Annotated in this window: 15 protein-coding genes; 7 read left to right on the top strand and 8 right to left on the bottom strand. The window is 51.3% G+C overall.

What is annotated here, in order from left to right; genetic code table 11:
* Positions 1-113: 113 nt before the first annotated feature.
* Positions 114-1,223, bottom strand: coding sequence for a GNAT family N-acetyltransferase (locus BBD41_RS07835; protein WP_099477183.1), 1,110 nt, complete (start codon positions 1,221-1,223; stop codon positions 114-116).
* A 337-nt stretch (positions 1,224-1,560) separates the two neighbouring features.
* Here BBD41_RS07835 and BBD41_RS07830 point away from each other — a divergent pair, with 337 nt between their 5' ends.
* Both BBD41_RS07830 and BBD41_RS07825 read left to right on the top strand, forming a co-directional pair.
* Positions 1,561-2,049, top strand: coding sequence for a Dps family protein (locus BBD41_RS07830; RefSeq protein WP_237087090.1), 489 nt, complete (start codon positions 1,561-1,563; stop codon positions 2,047-2,049).
* Positions 2,050-2,271: 222 nt separating this feature from the next.
* The gene (locus BBD41_RS07825; protein ID WP_099477181.1) at positions 2,272-3,177 is read left to right on the top strand and encodes an EcsC family protein; all 906 of its coding nucleotides are present in this window, start codon (positions 2,272-2,274) and stop codon (positions 3,175-3,177) included.
* Between the two features lie 468 nt (positions 3,178-3,645).
* Here the strand turns inward: BBD41_RS07825 and queF are convergent, their stop codons facing one another.
* The 6 genes from queF to BBD41_RS07795 form a co-directional block, all read right to left on the bottom strand.
* Entirely contained in the window at positions 3,646-4,143 is a 498-nt protein-coding gene (gene queF / locus BBD41_RS07820) for a preQ(1) synthase (RefSeq protein ID WP_077569313.1), read from the bottom strand.
* A gap of 78 nt (positions 4,144-4,221) precedes the next feature.
* Complete coding sequence (gene queE, locus BBD41_RS07815; RefSeq protein ID WP_237087088.1) at positions 4,222-4,932, bottom strand: 7-carboxy-7-deazaguanine synthase QueE; 711 nt, start codon at positions 4,930-4,932, stop codon at positions 4,222-4,224.
* Positions 4,933-5,008: 76 nt separating this feature from the next.
* Positions 5,009-5,500: a 6-carboxytetrahydropterin synthase QueD gene (gene queD / locus BBD41_RS07810; RefSeq protein WP_077569311.1), complete on the bottom strand. Its 492-nt coding sequence runs from the start codon at positions 5,498-5,500 to the stop codon at positions 5,009-5,011.
* The gene (gene queC, locus BBD41_RS07805; protein WP_099477179.1) at positions 5,497-6,177 is read right to left on the bottom strand and encodes a 7-cyano-7-deazaguanine synthase QueC; all 681 of its coding nucleotides are present in this window, start codon (positions 6,175-6,177) and stop codon (positions 5,497-5,499) included. The genes queD and queC overlap by 4 nt, the downstream gene beginning before the upstream one ends.
* Before the next feature lie 290 nt (positions 6,178-6,467).
* Positions 6,468-7,172 carry an AIM24 family protein gene (locus tag BBD41_RS07800; RefSeq protein ID WP_099477178.1) on the bottom strand — a complete coding sequence of 235 codons (705 nt, stop codon included), beginning with the start codon at positions 7,170-7,172 and terminating at the stop codon, positions 6,468-6,470.
* Between the two features lie 38 nt (positions 7,173-7,210).
* On the bottom strand, positions 7,211-7,639 hold the full coding sequence (locus BBD41_RS07795) for a hypothetical protein (RefSeq protein ID WP_099477177.1): 429 nt from the start codon (positions 7,637-7,639) through the stop codon (positions 7,211-7,213).
* Between the two features lie 263 nt (positions 7,640-7,902).
* Here BBD41_RS07795 and BBD41_RS29970 point away from each other — a divergent pair, with 263 nt between their 5' ends.
* The 5 genes from BBD41_RS29970 (at position 7,903) to BBD41_RS07775 (ending at position 14,053) form a co-directional block, all read left to right on the top strand.
* A complete protein-coding gene (locus BBD41_RS29970; protein ID WP_167392964.1) occupies positions 7,903-8,058 on the top strand; it encodes a hypothetical protein in 156 nt (51 codons plus the stop codon).
* A gap of 285 nt (positions 8,059-8,343) precedes the next feature.
* Entirely contained in the window at positions 8,344-8,961 is a 618-nt protein-coding gene (locus tag BBD41_RS07790) for a hypothetical protein (RefSeq protein WP_223260608.1), read from the top strand.
* Positions 8,962-9,063: 102 nt separating this feature from the next.
* The gene (locus tag BBD41_RS07785; RefSeq protein WP_077569306.1) at positions 9,064-9,462 is read left to right on the top strand and encodes a helix-turn-helix transcriptional regulator; all 399 of its coding nucleotides are present in this window, start codon (positions 9,064-9,066) and stop codon (positions 9,460-9,462) included.
* Positions 9,463-9,812: 350 nt separating this feature from the next.
* Positions 9,813-10,754: a copper amine oxidase N-terminal domain-containing protein gene (locus tag BBD41_RS07780; RefSeq protein WP_099477176.1), complete on the top strand. Its 942-nt coding sequence runs from the start codon at positions 9,813-9,815 to the stop codon at positions 10,752-10,754.
* A gap of 533 nt (positions 10,755-11,287) precedes the next feature.
* On the top strand, positions 11,288-14,053 hold the full coding sequence (locus BBD41_RS07775; RefSeq protein WP_237087026.1) for a DUF5704 domain-containing protein: 2,766 nt from the start codon (positions 11,288-11,290) through the stop codon (positions 14,051-14,053).
* 152 nt (positions 14,054-14,205) lie between these two features.
* Here BBD41_RS07775 and BBD41_RS07770 read toward each other — a convergent pair whose 3' ends face one another.
* Positions 14,206-15,312: a YheC/YheD family endospore coat-associated protein gene (locus BBD41_RS07770; protein ID WP_099477174.1), complete on the bottom strand. Its 1,107-nt coding sequence runs from the start codon at positions 15,310-15,312 to the stop codon at positions 14,206-14,208.
* Positions 15,313-15,409 lie beyond the last annotated feature (97 nt).

The following is a 15,409-nucleotide window of genomic DNA, read 5'->3' as shown; positions in this document are numbered from 1 at the left end:
ACGGTATGCCAGCAACGCTTTGTACCTTTTAAATGCGGAAGGCGTCTCTTCTCTAGGAGAAAATCTATCTCGGTGCCATCTTGACGGATACACAGGATCCTGATTTAGCGTAATTATATATACTGCAGCCCGGAGGTATAAGGCAGCGGAACCGGGTCGAACGCAGCTGTCCCTTGAACCCGGTACGGTGACAGCGGATCGAACAGGAGCGAGAGCAATCCCTCGTCGTCCAGGACGACGGTCTCCCCCGAGATGGTGGTGCGATAAGGTCCATGCTCCCCATCGGCTTGGATGGCTCCTTCCGGCAGCAGCGGAGCCAGCTGATCCAGAAGCCGGATTCCGTTTACCAGGTAGACCGTCCCGTCATTCTGAATCGATTCCGCCACAGCACCGGCGGATTGTAGCAGCGCTGCGAGCTCTTGGTCCTGCCAGGCCAGCGGAATGATCAGCTCCGGCAGGTTAAAGCCGGCGATCGCTTCCGCAATGACCAGCGCGGCGGCTTCCGGGCTGCCGCCCCATTCCACAAGCGTGGATGCACGGGAAGGCGTCATCACGGTGCCGGGTACAGCAATGATTGCAAATGCCGTCAACTTCCCGTTCTCCTCGGCGACAAGCACTTGCTGCTCAAGCCGGATCACGTTGGAATAGGCGCTGGCGTCAAGCAGCTTGCCAAGCTCCGTAGGTGTCGAGGCATATCCGGCTTCCCGATCTTCCATAAGAGCGTGAACTTGTAACAGATCCTCCGGCTTCATGGCGCGGATCTGAACCTGCTTTCCGGTCGAAGCCCGAAGAGGCTCGACCAAGGATGGGGTCATCTGAAAGCGTTGGGCCCTGCCGAACAGCCGGCTGCCGGCACGGGTGTACAGCGATCTCCCGCCGGAGATGAAGATCAGGGAAGCGCCCGAAGCTTCGCCATGCTCGATGCATGCTTGAAGGAGCGAACCGGCCAGCCGCTGCCCCCGATAGTCAGGGTCCGTACATACGGATCCGATCGAGAATACGTTCAGCCTTGCTCCGCGAATCTTCATCATAAACGGGACAAATCCCATGAACGAGACAAGCTTCTCTTGATCCCATGCGCCGTATGAATGGCTGATTCCCGGTGAGAAGATAAGCGGGAAGGATATGCCCATGGAGGGCTGTTCGGGCTGCTTCAGAAAAATACGATCGGATAATTCAATGGCCTGGGTCAATTGATCGGAATTCATGATAGAAATATGCACTTGGTTATTTCGCCTCCCTAGGGTTGTCGATATCATTACACATAACACCAGTATAAGGTGACAGACCGCGGCATTTCCAGTAAACGTTTGCAGATTAACAGAATTTTATGGATACATCGCTGTCAGCCTTGATACTGAAGAACAAACTTGATACAGATCACAGCCGGCTCTGTAAGGAGTACTTATAATAGGTATAAAAACAGGAAAAAATCTTCATCCTATCTTCATCTGAGAATGGATGAAATGCTTTGCAAATAAGATGAAAATCTGATATTATAAAGACAAGGATTTAGAATAAGTCTAAATACAATATCAACTAAAGGAGACGATATAGATGATGAACACAAATACGAACGCGAATGTTTCTGGGACCCAAAACCTGCAGGACGGCAACGAGCTCTATAGCATCCTTAATATCCAAGTTGCGAACTGGAGCCTGCTGGGCGTGAAGCTGCACCACTACCACTGGTATGTGAAAGGGCCCCAGTTTTACGTACTGCATGAGAAGTTCGAAGAGCTTTATAACGCGGCAGCCGATTACGTGGACGAGCTGGCTGAGCGTCTGTTGGCCATCGGCGGCAGACCGGCAGCAAGCATGGCCCAGTATCTGCAGCTGACGACGCTCCAAGAGGCTTCCGGCGAGAGCAGCGCCGAAGAAATGGTGCGTCAGCTTGTTGCCGATTATGAAACGATTGCAGCCGAGCTCAAGCAGGGGATTTCGGCAGCCGATGCAGAAGGCGACGATGCCACCGCCGATTTGTTCACGGGCATGATTGCCGATATTCAGAAGCATGCCTGGATGCTGAACGCATTTTTGGGCAAATAATGATCGGATTACAGACAGCTAGATTTTCATGAATTGGAAAATAACGCGGATGGCCATCCCAGGGTGGGATGGCTTTTTTGCATGATTGGCGGGTTGAATGCCGGCCGCTCGATTTGGACGATATCGTCCGAAAGCATTAGTTTTGAAAAATACTGCGCCGTTTTTACGTTTGTTGCGTATATACTCCATAGTTAATGCTGAATGGAAGAGGAGATTGTGAACATGACAGAAATGGAATCACGGCAAGTGTTGGAGTCCCAGCTTCAAGAGATCTTGGTGTGGGAGAAAGAACAGAAGGACGTGATGTTCTGGGAAAAGCTCGGCAGAATCCCCTTCATGCTTCTGGATCGGCTGACACCGAAGGCCGTGCGGAATAAAATCGGCGAGGCGCTTAACGATGTCGGCAGCTTTATCCAGACCGGCGGCCAATATCTGGTGCGCGAGCAGTCTGTAATGAATCTGTTAGCCAAAACGGCGGGAGCTGAGGGTACTGCTTCTAACGAAGCCGAAGCCTGGGAGATCGAAGAAGAAAGCGATCCCTCCCGCACTCGTCGTGAGGAGGCGGCGGATCGCCCAGGCGATCAGAAGCTGACCTTAACCGAGGCCTCGCGCTTGCCGCTGCAGGTCATGGATACTGCGGCGGATATATTGACGGCTAAACGTGTCAAATTTGCCGCAGCCCAAGGGGCAGCCACCGGGATCGGCGGCGTGTTTACGATTGCGGTCGATATTCCGATGGTGCTCGGACAGTCGTTAAAGGTCCTTCAGGAAATGGCGCTGTGCTACGGCTATGATCCGAATGATACCAGGGAGCGGGTGTTTATCGTGAAATGCCTGCAGTTCGCTTCTGCCGATATCGTCGGCAAGAAGGCGGTGCTCGAGGAGCTCGCCAGCTTTGATGACGAGAAGGGGACGGATCAGGTATTCTCCCAGCTCCAGGGCTGGAGGGAAGTGGTCCAGTCGTACACGGACAGCTTCGGAATGAAGAAGCTGTTTCAGCTCATTCCGATTGCCGGAATTATATTCGGCTCGATCAACAATAAGGGCACGATCGGGGATGTGGCTGAAGCCGGGAAGATGCTCTACAAAAAACGCCGCGTGAACCATCGGCTGCGCAGTATGCAATAGCCGCTGTAAGCTTTTCAGCTCCGTCAGAAGTAATTGAGGCACTAAAAGGCCGCTCCATTCATGGAGCGGCCCTTATTTTTATGTTTGCCTGAAAGGCAAGCATCGTATTACAAGTAATGGGTTATCTGTACCTTGTAAGCGTACCTGAAAGTTGAAACATGCAACTTGTAGCTTATAGCTTATAGCTTATAGCTTATAGCTTATAGCTTGTAACTTGTAACTTGTAACTTGTAACTTGTAACTTGTAGCTTGGATCTCGGACCTCAAAATTCAAAGCTTAGGGCTCAAAGCTCAAAGCTCAAATAAAACCTTAAGCTAAAACCCATAGCTAAAGCCCATAGCTAAAGCCCCTAGCTAAAGCCCCTAGCTAAAGCCCCTAGCTAAAGCCCCTAGCTAAAGCCCCTAGCTAAAGCCCCTAGCTAAAGCCCATAGCCTAACTTTTATTGCTTTAAAGCTTGCAGCTTGTCATTAACGGTTATCCACTTTTTCAGGATACAAATCATGATTCATGAGACGCTGTGCAGCCATTTCCTCGTATTTGGTTCCGGGACGGCCGTAGTTGCAGTATGGATCGATGGATATCCCGCCGCGCGGAGTGAATTTGCCCCACACCTCAATATATCTCGGATCCATCAGCTTGATCAGATCGTTCATGATGATGTTGACGCAGTCCTCATGGAAATCGCCATGATTGCGGAAGCTGAACAGATACAGCTTCAGGGACTTGCTCTCTACCATTTTAATATCCGGAATGTAGCTGATATAAATGGTGGCAAAATCCGGTTGACCCGTAATCGGGCACAGGCTTGTAAACTCGGGGCAATTGAATTTGACAAAGTAATCCCGATACGGATGCTTGTTATCGAAGCTCTCCAGAATGCCGGGATCATATTCGAAGGTATATTTCGTGCCTTGGTTGCCCAGCAGGGTCACATCTTGCATTTCCTCTCTTTGTCTTCCAGCCATGAATGCATAACTCCCTTATCTTATGATCATTTATTGTTATGGTTCATTAGGTCCTTCCAGCGTATACCGGGCTGCTGTCTAGACGCCACGCTTGTTGCCCCACACGAGCGTATGCAGCTGGGGCAGGACGCGCACATCGTTGAGACGATCCGACTGCATGACCGCATTGACCAGCCACTCGTACCGCTCCAGCAGGTAGCCGACATGGGAAGCGGTATCGCTCGTGCTGACATCCGGATTGCCGGTTTGTAGGTAAAACGGGACGTTCGGATACCGTTCATGCACCGTTTCGGCGTAAGCAAGGTCAGCATCGTCGAATACGACCACCTTCAAGCTGAAGGAGCGGCCGGGCTGGCGCGCGGATAAGCGGGAGATCATGATGTCAAGCTTCTCCCAATCCGTATCCATACCGGAGCTCGGCGGCTTCGGTGAAATGGTGACTTCATCAATGTCGTTCAGCCAATCCTGCCAGCGGGAGCCTTGCGTCTCTACCGCAACGGTAATGCCGTGCCGGTGCAGCTCATCCACAAGGGAGCCTAATTGGGACAGCAGGGCGGGGTTGCCGCCCGAAAGGGTGACGTGGTCGAACCGTTCTCCCCCAAGACGATACAGCTCCTGCCATATTTCATCAGTGCTCATCTTGCGGATCGAATCTGCCGCCGATCCGTCCCATGTAAACGCGGAATCGCACCACGAGCAGCGGTAATCGCACCCTGCCGTGCGGACAAACATCGTTTTACGGCCGACAACCATCCCTTCGCCTTGGACCGTAGGACCGAAGATTTCCATCACTGGAATGGGACGGTCAACGGTTGCCGCAGCAAAGGCGCCTCCGCTTGCGCCGGTCTCTGCCTTCCTATGCTGATTATTCACCTAGCATCCACTCCCGTCTGACCTCGGCATAACTGGTCGGTGTTTCGAACAGACGCACGAATTCGGTGCGTGTTCCCTGCTGCTCATGGGACGGCTTGGCGCTGAGGGCGGCTTCCATTTTCTCAAACAGCCATACGACCATATTTTCCGCCGTGGTATTCATTGGAGGTAGCGTTTCGTTCAGATACCGGTGGTCGAGATAAGGCTCGATCTCCGATTTCCATATTTCCTTAATATCGCCGAAATCAACGGTAATCCCGACTTCATCCGGAATGCCGCTGATGCCGAATACGACTTTGTACGTATGCCCATGGAGATTCTTGCATTTCCCTTCATAAGCATGCAGATGATGCGCCGCATCGAATGTAAATTCCTTGGAGACGAGCACGCGCTTCCGGTGGTAGCGCAGGCTGCCGGCATCGATATCCTCGCCGAGCTTCTGCAGCCGTTCAACGATCCTGAATGCTCCTGGTTCTCGGCTCATACGGATCGTCCCCCTTCAACGCTTGCATTCCTGCGGCTCAAATATTTATCCAAGCCGGCTTTTCTCAGCTTGCAGGCAGGGCATTCCCCGCAGCCGTCGCCCTTAATGCCGTTATAGCAGGTCAGCGTATGATCACGGATATATTCGAGTGCGTTCATCTGGTCAGCGAGCTCCCAGGTTTCCGCTTTATCCAGCCACATGAGTGGGGTATGAATGACAAAAGGATAATCCATAGCCAGATTCAATGTCACATTGAGCGACTTGATGAAGCTGTCGCGGCAATCGGGATAGCCGCTGAAATCCGTCTCGCATACGCCGGTTACGAGATGCTTGGCTCCGATCCCTTTCGCAAGCACGGCAGCAAAGCTCAGGAACAGCAGGTTCCGTCCTTCCACGAACGTGGTCGGCAAGCCTTGGTCGCCTTCCTTGATTTCAATATCGGTGCGTGTCAACGCATTGGGAGCCAGCTGGTTCAACAGGCTCATATCGAGTACGGTTTGCTTCACGCCTTGCTCTTTGGCAATCTGGGATGCGCATTCGATTTCAAGCTTATGACGCTGACCGTAATCGAAGGTGACCGTCTCCACATCGGCAAAGCGTTCCTTCGCCCAGAACAGACAGGTGGTGCTGTCTTGGCCGCCGCTGAACACGACGACCGCTTTTTCATGTTTAAGCATAAAAAAAACCTCTCATTCTTCATGGTTTTAGGGGAGCCCGAAGGCCGATCCCGTAGAAGAATAGAGAAGCTCTTGAACTGAATCCGCAAAAAAACAAGCCTTATTTCACGGCAGCATAAAAAAGTTAACTCGCTGCCGAATAAGACAATGTAGTTTTTTATAGAGGGAGTTCGCGAACCTCTCCCACACGCCCTGCAGCGTATGGACTTGTCTTCTGTTGTCACTGGCGGCCGCTTGCGGCTCTCGCGCTGCAGCCGGGTACTTATGCCCTCCATTATAACACGGGGGCATTATTTGATAAACACTCCGCCGAAGGGAATTGCTTCCCGTAAGAAGCGTTTGATAATCCCTTCATCGTTGAACTCGTTGGCCAGCCGCTGATTCTGCCGCCCGGCCTGGAATAGGACGTATCCTTCTCCGGTGAGCTTCCAATGGTAATTCATATGCTGGCTTGCCAGGTGATTACCGTATACCGTCAAATCCAGCTTGGCGCCTTCCGGATAGGCAATGATGCTGCCTGCATCGACATACAGCGGCTCCGAAGGGTGGAGCTTCACCTTGCAGACCGGACCTTGGGTCAGGATGCCGATGCTGCCGCTCCCGGAAAACTTCATTTTTATGGCGTCCCGCGTAACGAGCATATTTTTGAATTTCAAAATACGCGTCTGCATCGTCACATCGCTGGTGTAGAAGAACACATGCCGGAAATCGTAGAGCATGTTCTCCCCGCCCTCCAGCCGGATCTCATGCATGCTGAAGCCCGGTGGGAGCGCCGCCGTAAACTGGCTGGGACCGCTGATGTCCGCACGGATCAGCTTCTTCTTGCGGTACATCCCTTTTACGTTCATCAACCGGTCACTTCGACCGGTCGAGGGGCCCCGGTACGCTACAATCTGATCGGGATGCAGCACATGGACAAGGTCGCCGTCGGTCAAGGAAAAGGTAACTGCTTGTCCGGCCCCGCCGCCGGACGTATCTTCCATTCGGATAATCACCCGCCCACCTCCTTCATGAGTCTGACCGGCTGTCATATTTAAAAGCGGTTCGTTCGGCGCATGCCGAATCGCAGGGCGCGTATAAGTATAAAATATCCTGCCGCTAGCGCGGCCGCCGCAATTGCCACATTTTTCAGTCGTTCCGCTCCCCGCTTTCGGGCGGCTTCCGCTTCCTGGAGCTGGTTCACCATTTGCGTCAATTGTCGATTTTGCTCCGCCAGCTCCGCATTTTGCTGCTGGAGCTTTTCCGTGTTCATCCGGGCCCTGTCGAGCTCCTGCAAGGTTTGATTATAGCTGTCCTTGAGCTCCGTAACCTCTTGCGGCAATTCACGAAATTGCTGTATATTGTCGTACAAACTGCTGATATAGCCGGCGCTGGCCGTTCGGCCTCCGAGGGGAATCGCGATCCCTGTCGCCAGTAGTATCAAAGAAAGCAGGATCAGCTTAGATCGTGCAGGCTTGTCCATAAGGGATCACCATCCTTTGATATATAATAGTATATACGAATGGAAAGAGGAACAAGTTCCCATAGTATCATTTACCCAGGGGAGAAGCGGCTGTTCATCTTGAGGTTGAAGAATGTTTAATATGCGGTTGAATCGGGTAAATAGATGTTGGCAAGCAGCCGCCAAGCATGCTCAGGCATTACGGAATCCGACAAGAAATAGTGGATGCGCTTTTGATTGAACAACAAATATACCGATTTTTCGAAAATAAGGAGATTATGCATATGAATAACAATAACGTGAAGAAAATCATGATTACCGTAAACGGCAAACCGGTTGGTAACGGTCTGGTTATCGATAAAGTCACCTATGCGCCCGTGGGGCGTACAGAGGAGTCCCGAAGTGAGGCGAGCCGGGCAGCAACTACGGTGATGGGTTAAGCTGGTTATATAGCGACTAGGAATACATGCTTCAGAATCATATGGAAGACTGCAGCGAAACAAGCTGCGGTCTTTTTTTGTCGAAAACATATGTCGAACATATGTTCCGTGACAGTAAGATGTCCATCTCTATTGGTACATTATTAGAAGAAGAGGAAAGAGGTGGATGTATTGCAGTCAGGGTTGTATTCAGATTTTGCATGGAGCCATAACCAGGTATCAGCTAACGGCTGTAATCAAGTCTTTCTGCTGATCGAATGGAGGTGTGGAGTCCTAGGGCCGAAATTGCCGGCAAAGGCTTCCAGGCAGGTGCTCGCGGATCAAGTTCAGCTGCATCTTCAATTGGGTGAGCGCGTGCGGCTTGGCCGTATGTACGGATGCGAAGGCGATATGCTGAATGACCGGAATCTTTCATTATCGCTGGGCACATTGTCCGAAGGAAAGGTAAGGAGGCTGGTGCTCGACCTGTCGGTTGGTCCCCGGCCGTCAGGTGTGTACCCGATTGTCACGATGCTGTGGACCTATCTGGATGTGATCAAACAAAAGATGGTGCTGCAGCCGTCTCGGACCATACCGCTCCAGTTTAGCAACAGTACGGCATTAATCAAGCGGAACGCCGATCCCCGTGTGGAAAAGGCCCTCAAATTGCTGCAGAATCCGATGATCGTGGAGCAAGCAAGGCAGGAAATGCAGCGTGGAAAGCTGGCCGAAGGGGAAGCGATCATTACTAGACGGGCCGATGAAATGCTGCTGTACGCGGCACGTTTGGAGGATGCCGATTATTTGAAAGAAGCGGAGGCTTTATATAGGTTAAGCAATTTGTATTTGGATACATATCGTAAGTTCCGTTCCCGCATTGCGAAACGACAAGGACTTAAGACTTATTCCGACGCTAGTCATTAAGAATCTTTGCTCAAAAAAGGAAAAATGATATCAGGGTCGAATGTACTATTTTATAGTCATAAAATATACGTCTAATTTACTAGAGAGATAGGGAGAATGCATATGACAGACAGACTGATCCGACTAATGAGAATCATTACCCTTGTACAGGCAAGACCCGGAATTTTGGCGAGAGAGCTTGCGGAACGCTGCGGAACGAGTGAAAGAACGATCTACCGTGATATGGATGCGCTCAGCGCGATGCATATTCCCATCACCCACCAGGGACGTGGGCGCGGATATACGTTTATTGGCCATTTTGCCATGTATCCGCTTGGGTTGACGGAAGAAGAGGTGCAGGCATTGTTCAAGCTGATGCCCGTGATGGACAAAATCAAACCGCTGCTGCCTATAGAATTTGAAAGCGCTTATGAAAAAGTGTTGGCTGCCGTATACAAACAGAGTGCGGAAAAGGCTGAAATCCAGGCGGGGGACCGTGATGACTCCACCGTCCAAGCTTAATTTCCTCAGACGAAATCGCATATCGTAAATATGAAGCCCCGGATGAAGCACATGGGATTGGCATGTGACGGTCATTCGGGGCTTCTGTGTATTAGGACTACAAACTCATTTTTCTTCAATGTGAAGAGTGTCTGAAAGACTATAAAACAATATAGGGATAATATACCAAATTATATGAATATATGATAAAATGACTACAATTTATCTCTCCAAATCAGAATATGTAAATTACTGGTTCGGATAGAGATATTGCGGCATGACGTCCCTAAGCAAGGGCGTAGAAAGGAGATTCTGCAAATGATGCACATCAACTAGTTTTTGAGAAATGGTAGAAGGGAGCAAGAAGATCGATGAAAAAAACCTTTCTGACGATGTTGTTGAGTATGCTGGCATTATCCGTACTGGGTACTGATGGAGCAGAGGCCGCGAGTCCAAAACAGGTGGAAGTCCTGTTGAACGCCAACAAGCTGAGCTTTCCGGACGCCAAGCCGTTCCAAGATCACCAGGGGAGCGTCATGGTGCCGATCCGGTTCGTTTCCGAAGCGCTCGGAGGGAAGATCAGCTACAGCAAGTCTGGCGGCAAGACGATCGTTGAAATTCGTAAGGGCGATGACCTTGTTAAATTGACAGTAGGCCAAACGAGCGCCCTGGTAAACGGGAAATCGAAAGACTACGGGACGAAGGTGATTGTGAAACAAAACCGCACCTTTGTGCCGCTGCGGCTCGTAAGTGAAGGGCTGGGCGAGAAGGTGGAGTGGGATAAGGTTGGCCGGTGGGTCTGGATCGGGGAGAAGACCTTCCGGAATACGGATGATGCGGAATTTAAGCTGCGGCCGTTGAGTGATTTTAAGGCGTATATGAAAAATCCGTATTTATTTGAAAAGACTACGGATGTTGGTCAATTATTCAAAGGGATAAAGGTTATTACGACGAAACAGTTGCCAATCAAGCTAGGTAATGGTGAGATTATTTATGACATCAAGTTAGTGAAAAGAAAAGGTTATGAATACATTGCCATTCGCAGTTCAGAGAGGGGAACACCAATTTTCTTTATGGTTAAAAATGATTATGCAAAATATCGTACCGGGGTAGATAATGCATTCGAGAACAACAGGGATGGTACTGCAACAAATTATTATCCGGTCGTAAACGGTACGGATAAATTTCAAACAGGAAAATACATCCAGGCCCATGACTACACCAAATTTAAAATAAATAAAGCTGATTACATTGCCTTCAGCACGTACAAAGTTGATGACTATATCGTGGCACTCATTAATCCATTTAAATAAGGAGTCACGGTATGTTGAGTGCGAAATTAAAAAAGTTTGCTCAGATTACGTTTTCCTTCCTAGTGCTAGTCACTACTGTACTTATTATAAATCCCGGTAAAGCAGAAGCGATCGGAGTCAATCGGATGTTTCAAGATCCCAACAACCACGATAAATTTTATTTTGTTGGAATGGTGTACTATGAAACTTGGAGCAATGCTGCTGGGCAATGGGTTAATTCACCACCTGGCGGTAAGACAGATGTAGACGGCTTTGATTACATGTTTGAGTTTAACTCCTCTCGTAAAATAAAGGATATTCGGGTAAGCAAATTTGATTATAACAGGCTGTATGGGGATAAAATCTTTGAAGCTTCACGTTCCGTTGAAATGGCTCAGAATCCTAGAGATTATTACATACGAGCTACGTCACCTTCATATTTTTTTTCTGGAAGACAATGGACAGGAAAAGGTACTAACATAGCCAACGTTCCTGTGTATGTTACTGATGCTCTGCTAGTAGCTCCAATGGCTATTGACCGGAGACAAGAGGAGATGGATAAAAACGGAAAACACTTTGAACCACTCGTCGAAGGCTGGCGCTACTACTTCCCCACCTTATTCGAAATCGAGCTCGAGCCGGCAGAAGGAAATGCAATTATCAAACACTACACCACGACAGGGAAACCGCTCAATGGCGTCCCCGGCTTCTCCGACCGGGAGGAAAAGCTGGAGAAGGATAAACCCTATGCGTTTACGCACACACCGGGCAATGCGGATTATACATACAAAGGGCATAAGAAGAGTACAGTAGCGGCTCCGAGCGGCGGTTCGTTTACGCCGGGGGATCCGTATCCTTTTACCTATGACGGTTCATTCCCCACCTATTATCTGTACTTTTACTATGAACCGGCCAGGGACACACCGCCCCCGCCGGACCCGTCAACCGCAGCCTGCACGGAGCCTGCTCCAGGGCAGACGATCAACGGACGGTATATGGACCCGGTGGTGACGGCGAAGATCCTGGCCGATCAGCGTGGCAGCGAACGCTTTGACGTGCTGCAGGGGATTCCTACCTCCGAGAGCTTATACGGGAACATTTTGGCTCGCAGCTATCTTGTCCAGAACACGTTTGTCAAAATGACCGGGGTATGCACATTTGAAGTGAATGTGGAGAAGAGCTGGACACTGCACTGGGATCCCGGCAGGCCCGGACCAAATGGACCGGACGGTAAGCCGACCACGGTACCGGATCCCCAGCAGGCGGAGGAGAAAGTAACGGAGCGGTATACGGTAAAGCGACCCTACTCCTATTGGGTGATCGACAATCTGGAAGTATACAAAATCCATCATGGCCTGCTCCGAAATTATGCCCTCCCCGGCAATGAAATCCGTCTTGATCCGCAAGGCTATCAGCCGCCGCAGTATTCGATCAGCCAAACGGGGGCCTTCTATCCGCCGTCACCGCCGGACCCGATCGTAGCACCGTCCGGCTCCTACGGAGGCAGCTCGCACAAGAGCAAGCCATCCCCGCCTAGCGAAAATCTGCAAAGCATCGCAGAGGCCGGCGTGGACAAAGTGGAGGTCACCAATGACGCCCTCATTTTTAACGGAACAACGGTTATGGACAGCCGCCGAACCATGGAAAACGGTCCCGCGCCGGGAAGTATTCCCGAGCCGCCTCCGATCCACGAAAACGTGCTGTACAGTCCCGGCAACGTGATTGGCAGCGATAAGGCCAACCGGGCGAACACAACTAGCGCCGGTACGATCGCTTATGACCTCCTCCCCGGTAGCGTAAATGGCGGCAGCGACAAGGAGTTCCCGATTTACGGGATCAATCCGGTCACCGTTCATACTCCCGTAGTCAATTATTCCTCCGTGACGGATGATCGGGCTCATAATCAGAAGACGGTGCCGAATCCGAACCGGTCCGCCTTTATTTTGGACAGGCCGTTTACGGTGCGTTTCCCGACGTCCGGACCGCATCGCAATATTCCGGGTTACGGAAACCGGGACTATGCAAAGTATGTAAGGTCGAAGCAGGTATACTTTCCGTTTGATGTGTACAGCGGGGATAAACGGACGTTCTACCCGAAGAATACGTGGATCACGATCCCGACGAACCAGCTCGATACGGCGTTTTTCCTCCCGGTTTGGGTTGATGAAGGGGATTATCAGGTGTATTTTCGTACGATTGCCGAGAATGCGCCAACCGATTATACGACGCAGCCGGACGCGAATCTGGATCTGGCCCACCATGTTGCTACAGATATCGAGCCGGTAGAGGTGATCGGACGGCTGTATGATTTTCGTATAACCGATATCGCGGATTATAACTGGGAGGGGGTCTTCCGCAAGCAGAAGGGAAGCGCTGCTCCAAGCGGCGTCTCCTATTGGACGGGGCTTCGGGATATCGATGGCGGGATCCGGGGAAATACCGCTCCTTACACGCTTCCGATCGCCCCCGGGAAGCATCCCGCCCAAGGGTATAACAATGTTGCCGTGAAGACAGGCTATCACTTCAAATTCGATTTGAAGACGAAGGGCAATATGTTCGGCGCCGCAGACGGAATCGCGATCACGCCAAGCTTTTATTTTGTGGGCAAGGACGGTTCGGGACGGCAGGAGGTGGATCTGTACTATCACAGCGGAGATCGAAAGTTTATACGAATCGGCTCCCCTGAGGACACAGAGAAGCGTTATGTCGTTCTGAACGAACGGCTTCGAAACGTTCCAGCAGCAGAGCTTCGGGATACAGCCGACTATCTGTACCGTCGCGGAGGGGTATCAACCGGCATGCCCGCTGAAGCGTTCACCAAGCAGTATATCGAGAAGCTTAGCAAATCCAAGACCTGGGTCGGCCGGTATGACTGGCTTCTGCTTCCGTCAGGAGTGCGTACGATGATCGGTCCGAAAGCCGGGCTGCCGGCAACGGTGGATGCCGGGCGGGCCAACGCCGCAATCCAGCGGTGGTATGGGGAATACAGCCTACCCTCCGACGTGTATGTCGTCAAGAAAGGAACGAATCTTGCAGAGTACGGGCGAACCCGGCGATTGGATGAAAAGTCCGATATTTTCCTCAAAAAGGGGTATGTCATCGTTCGGTTTAACCTCGAATCGATCCGAGATGGCAACACGGCAAGGCCGCATCTGCAGTATATCCATGCTCCGTTGATGAACCAATGGAGGCTGGAGGGGTTCACAAGCTCTTATATGGATCCCTACGGGCACCGATTCAGCCTGCTTGATGGCGATGTCGTATTCTATCATGGCGACAAATCCAGTAAGGGGGACTTCCATTCCAGGGTTCCGCATTAATACCTCTATGGTTGGTTTGTAGTATTAGAGCTTAAAGCGTCAAAACAAAGACGGTCCAATCGAGCTGCACAAATGCTTGATTAGCCCGTCTTTTGCCTCTGTGCCTGACGCCCTTATAATTTCGCAACGGACCTCAGATTAATGAAGTTCGGCTAGTAATCGGGCCATGCCTGGTGATCATATAGATAACGGGCGAAGGCCATCGGATTGCGGTAAGCGGTTCTCCACGCTCCTTCCATCCCCGCTTCCAAAAATCCGTAACGCTGATCACATCCGTTGCATTCGATGAAATATAGCTTTCCATCCGCCGTAATTCCGATGTCGAGACCGAAGTCCGCTGCATACGGTATAAACAAGGACAGTACGCGGGCGATATGCAGCGAAAATTCCGTGATCCGTTCCATCGTGAGCGGAACCGGCAGCTGCGGCAAGCTGCTCTGCAGGATATACGGGACCTGGTAAGCCGATCCGCCTTGGGCGATGTTCGAGACGAATGTGCGCGGCGGCGAGGTTTTGGCGAACATGCCTGCCACCTCCCAGGCTCCGCTGCCACCACGCTGAACCGTTACGCGAATGTCGAAAGGGCGTCCCTTATACTCGGCCAACGGAATGCGTTCCTGGGCAAGAAAGGGAGCACGCCGGATCCGCTGGTAGATCAGCGGATGCAGACTTCCGGCTGCAAGCTTCACGGTTCGCCAGCCCTTCGCGGATGGAGAGGACCGGGAGTAAGTGAGCAAGCTGCCCGGTGGACTGCTTCGCAAACGCATGATCCCCACGCCTACGCTGCCGCTGCAGGGCTTCAGGACCAGGTCGCCATGTTCGTGAAGCATGGTTCGAATGGAGGCAGCGGTAGCTTTTACCGTTTGCGGAAGGGCAGGTGTGACCTCAGGGTCCTGCTCCAGCATACGATGTATAGCGTCCTTGCCGTAGCGGGTGCGGCCGTTGTAAACGAAGAACCCGCGCTTGATAAGCTCTTCAATCTGGGAGCGTTCCCGCCGATGGGAGTAAATGGCCCGCATATGAATCGCCCGGGGAATCGGAATGCGCACGCGTGTGTATCCGAACGGACGCTTCGGCATAAATCCGGTGACCTCCCCGGTTTCAAGCGAAATATGGCGGAGGGTAAAAAAACAAGGAACCAGTCCGTACAGGGCAGCTGCTTCTTCATAGTTGCTCAGTGATTCGGTACCGATTCTCCCGCTGGAAATTCTGCGATACGTGCTGTTATTAAGCAGAATGCCGACAAATTCCGGATGCATGGTCATCCTCCTTGCTGCCACAAATCTTGTAGTTTTTTCGTATATCATCGTATGCACGGGAAAGTTTGTCCCGGATGGACGGGTGTCGTGCATGGTT

This window comes from Paenibacillus ihbetae (assembly GCF_002741055.1).
GTDB classification, from domain to species: Bacteria; Bacillota; Bacilli; order Paenibacillales; family Paenibacillaceae; genus Paenibacillus_AQ; species Paenibacillus_AQ ihbetae.
The sequence above is the reverse complement of the archived record's forward strand: the minus strand, read 5'-3'. Positions and strand labels throughout refer to the sequence as shown.

Bases quoted from the DNA above. Each gene is read 5' to 3' on its own strand.
- BBD41_RS07830 (WP_237087090.1), top strand. From the start codon at position 1,561: ATGAACACAAATACGAACGCGAATGTTTCTGGGACCCAAAACCTGCAG.
- BBD41_RS07825 (WP_099477181.1), top strand. From the start codon at position 2,272: ATGACAGAAATGGAATCACGGCAAGTGTTGGAGTCCCAGCTTCAAGAG.
- queF (WP_077569313.1), bottom strand. From the start codon at position 4,143: ATGGCTGGAAGACAAAGAGAGGAAATGCAAGATGTGACCCTGCTGGGC.
- queE (WP_237087088.1), bottom strand. From the start codon at position 4,932: ATGGAAATCTTCGGTCCTACGGTCCAAGGCGAAGGGATGGTTGTCGGC.
- queD (WP_077569311.1), bottom strand. From the start codon at position 5,500: ATGAGCCGAGAACCAGGAGCATTCAGGATCGTTGAACGGCTGCAGAAG.
- queC (WP_099477179.1), bottom strand. From the start codon at position 6,177: ATGCTTAAACATGAAAAAGCGGTCGTCGTGTTCAGCGGCGGCCAAGAC.
- BBD41_RS07795 (WP_099477177.1), bottom strand. From the start codon at position 7,639: ATGGACAAGCCTGCACGATCTAAGCTGATCCTGCTTTCTTTGATACTA.
- BBD41_RS29970 (WP_167392964.1), top strand. From the start codon at position 7,903: ATGAATAACAATAACGTGAAGAAAATCATGATTACCGTAAACGGCAAA.
- BBD41_RS07785 (WP_077569306.1), top strand. From the start codon at position 9,064: ATGACAGACAGACTGATCCGACTAATGAGAATCATTACCCTTGTACAG.
- BBD41_RS07780 (WP_099477176.1), top strand. From the start codon at position 9,813: ATGAAAAAAACCTTTCTGACGATGTTGTTGAGTATGCTGGCATTATCC.
- BBD41_RS07775 (WP_237087026.1), top strand. From the start codon at position 11,288: ATGGATAAAAACGGAAAACACTTTGAACCACTCGTCGAAGGCTGGCGC.
- BBD41_RS07770 (WP_099477174.1), bottom strand. From the start codon at position 15,312: ATGCATCCGGAATTTGTCGGCATTCTGCTTAATAACAGCACGTATCGC.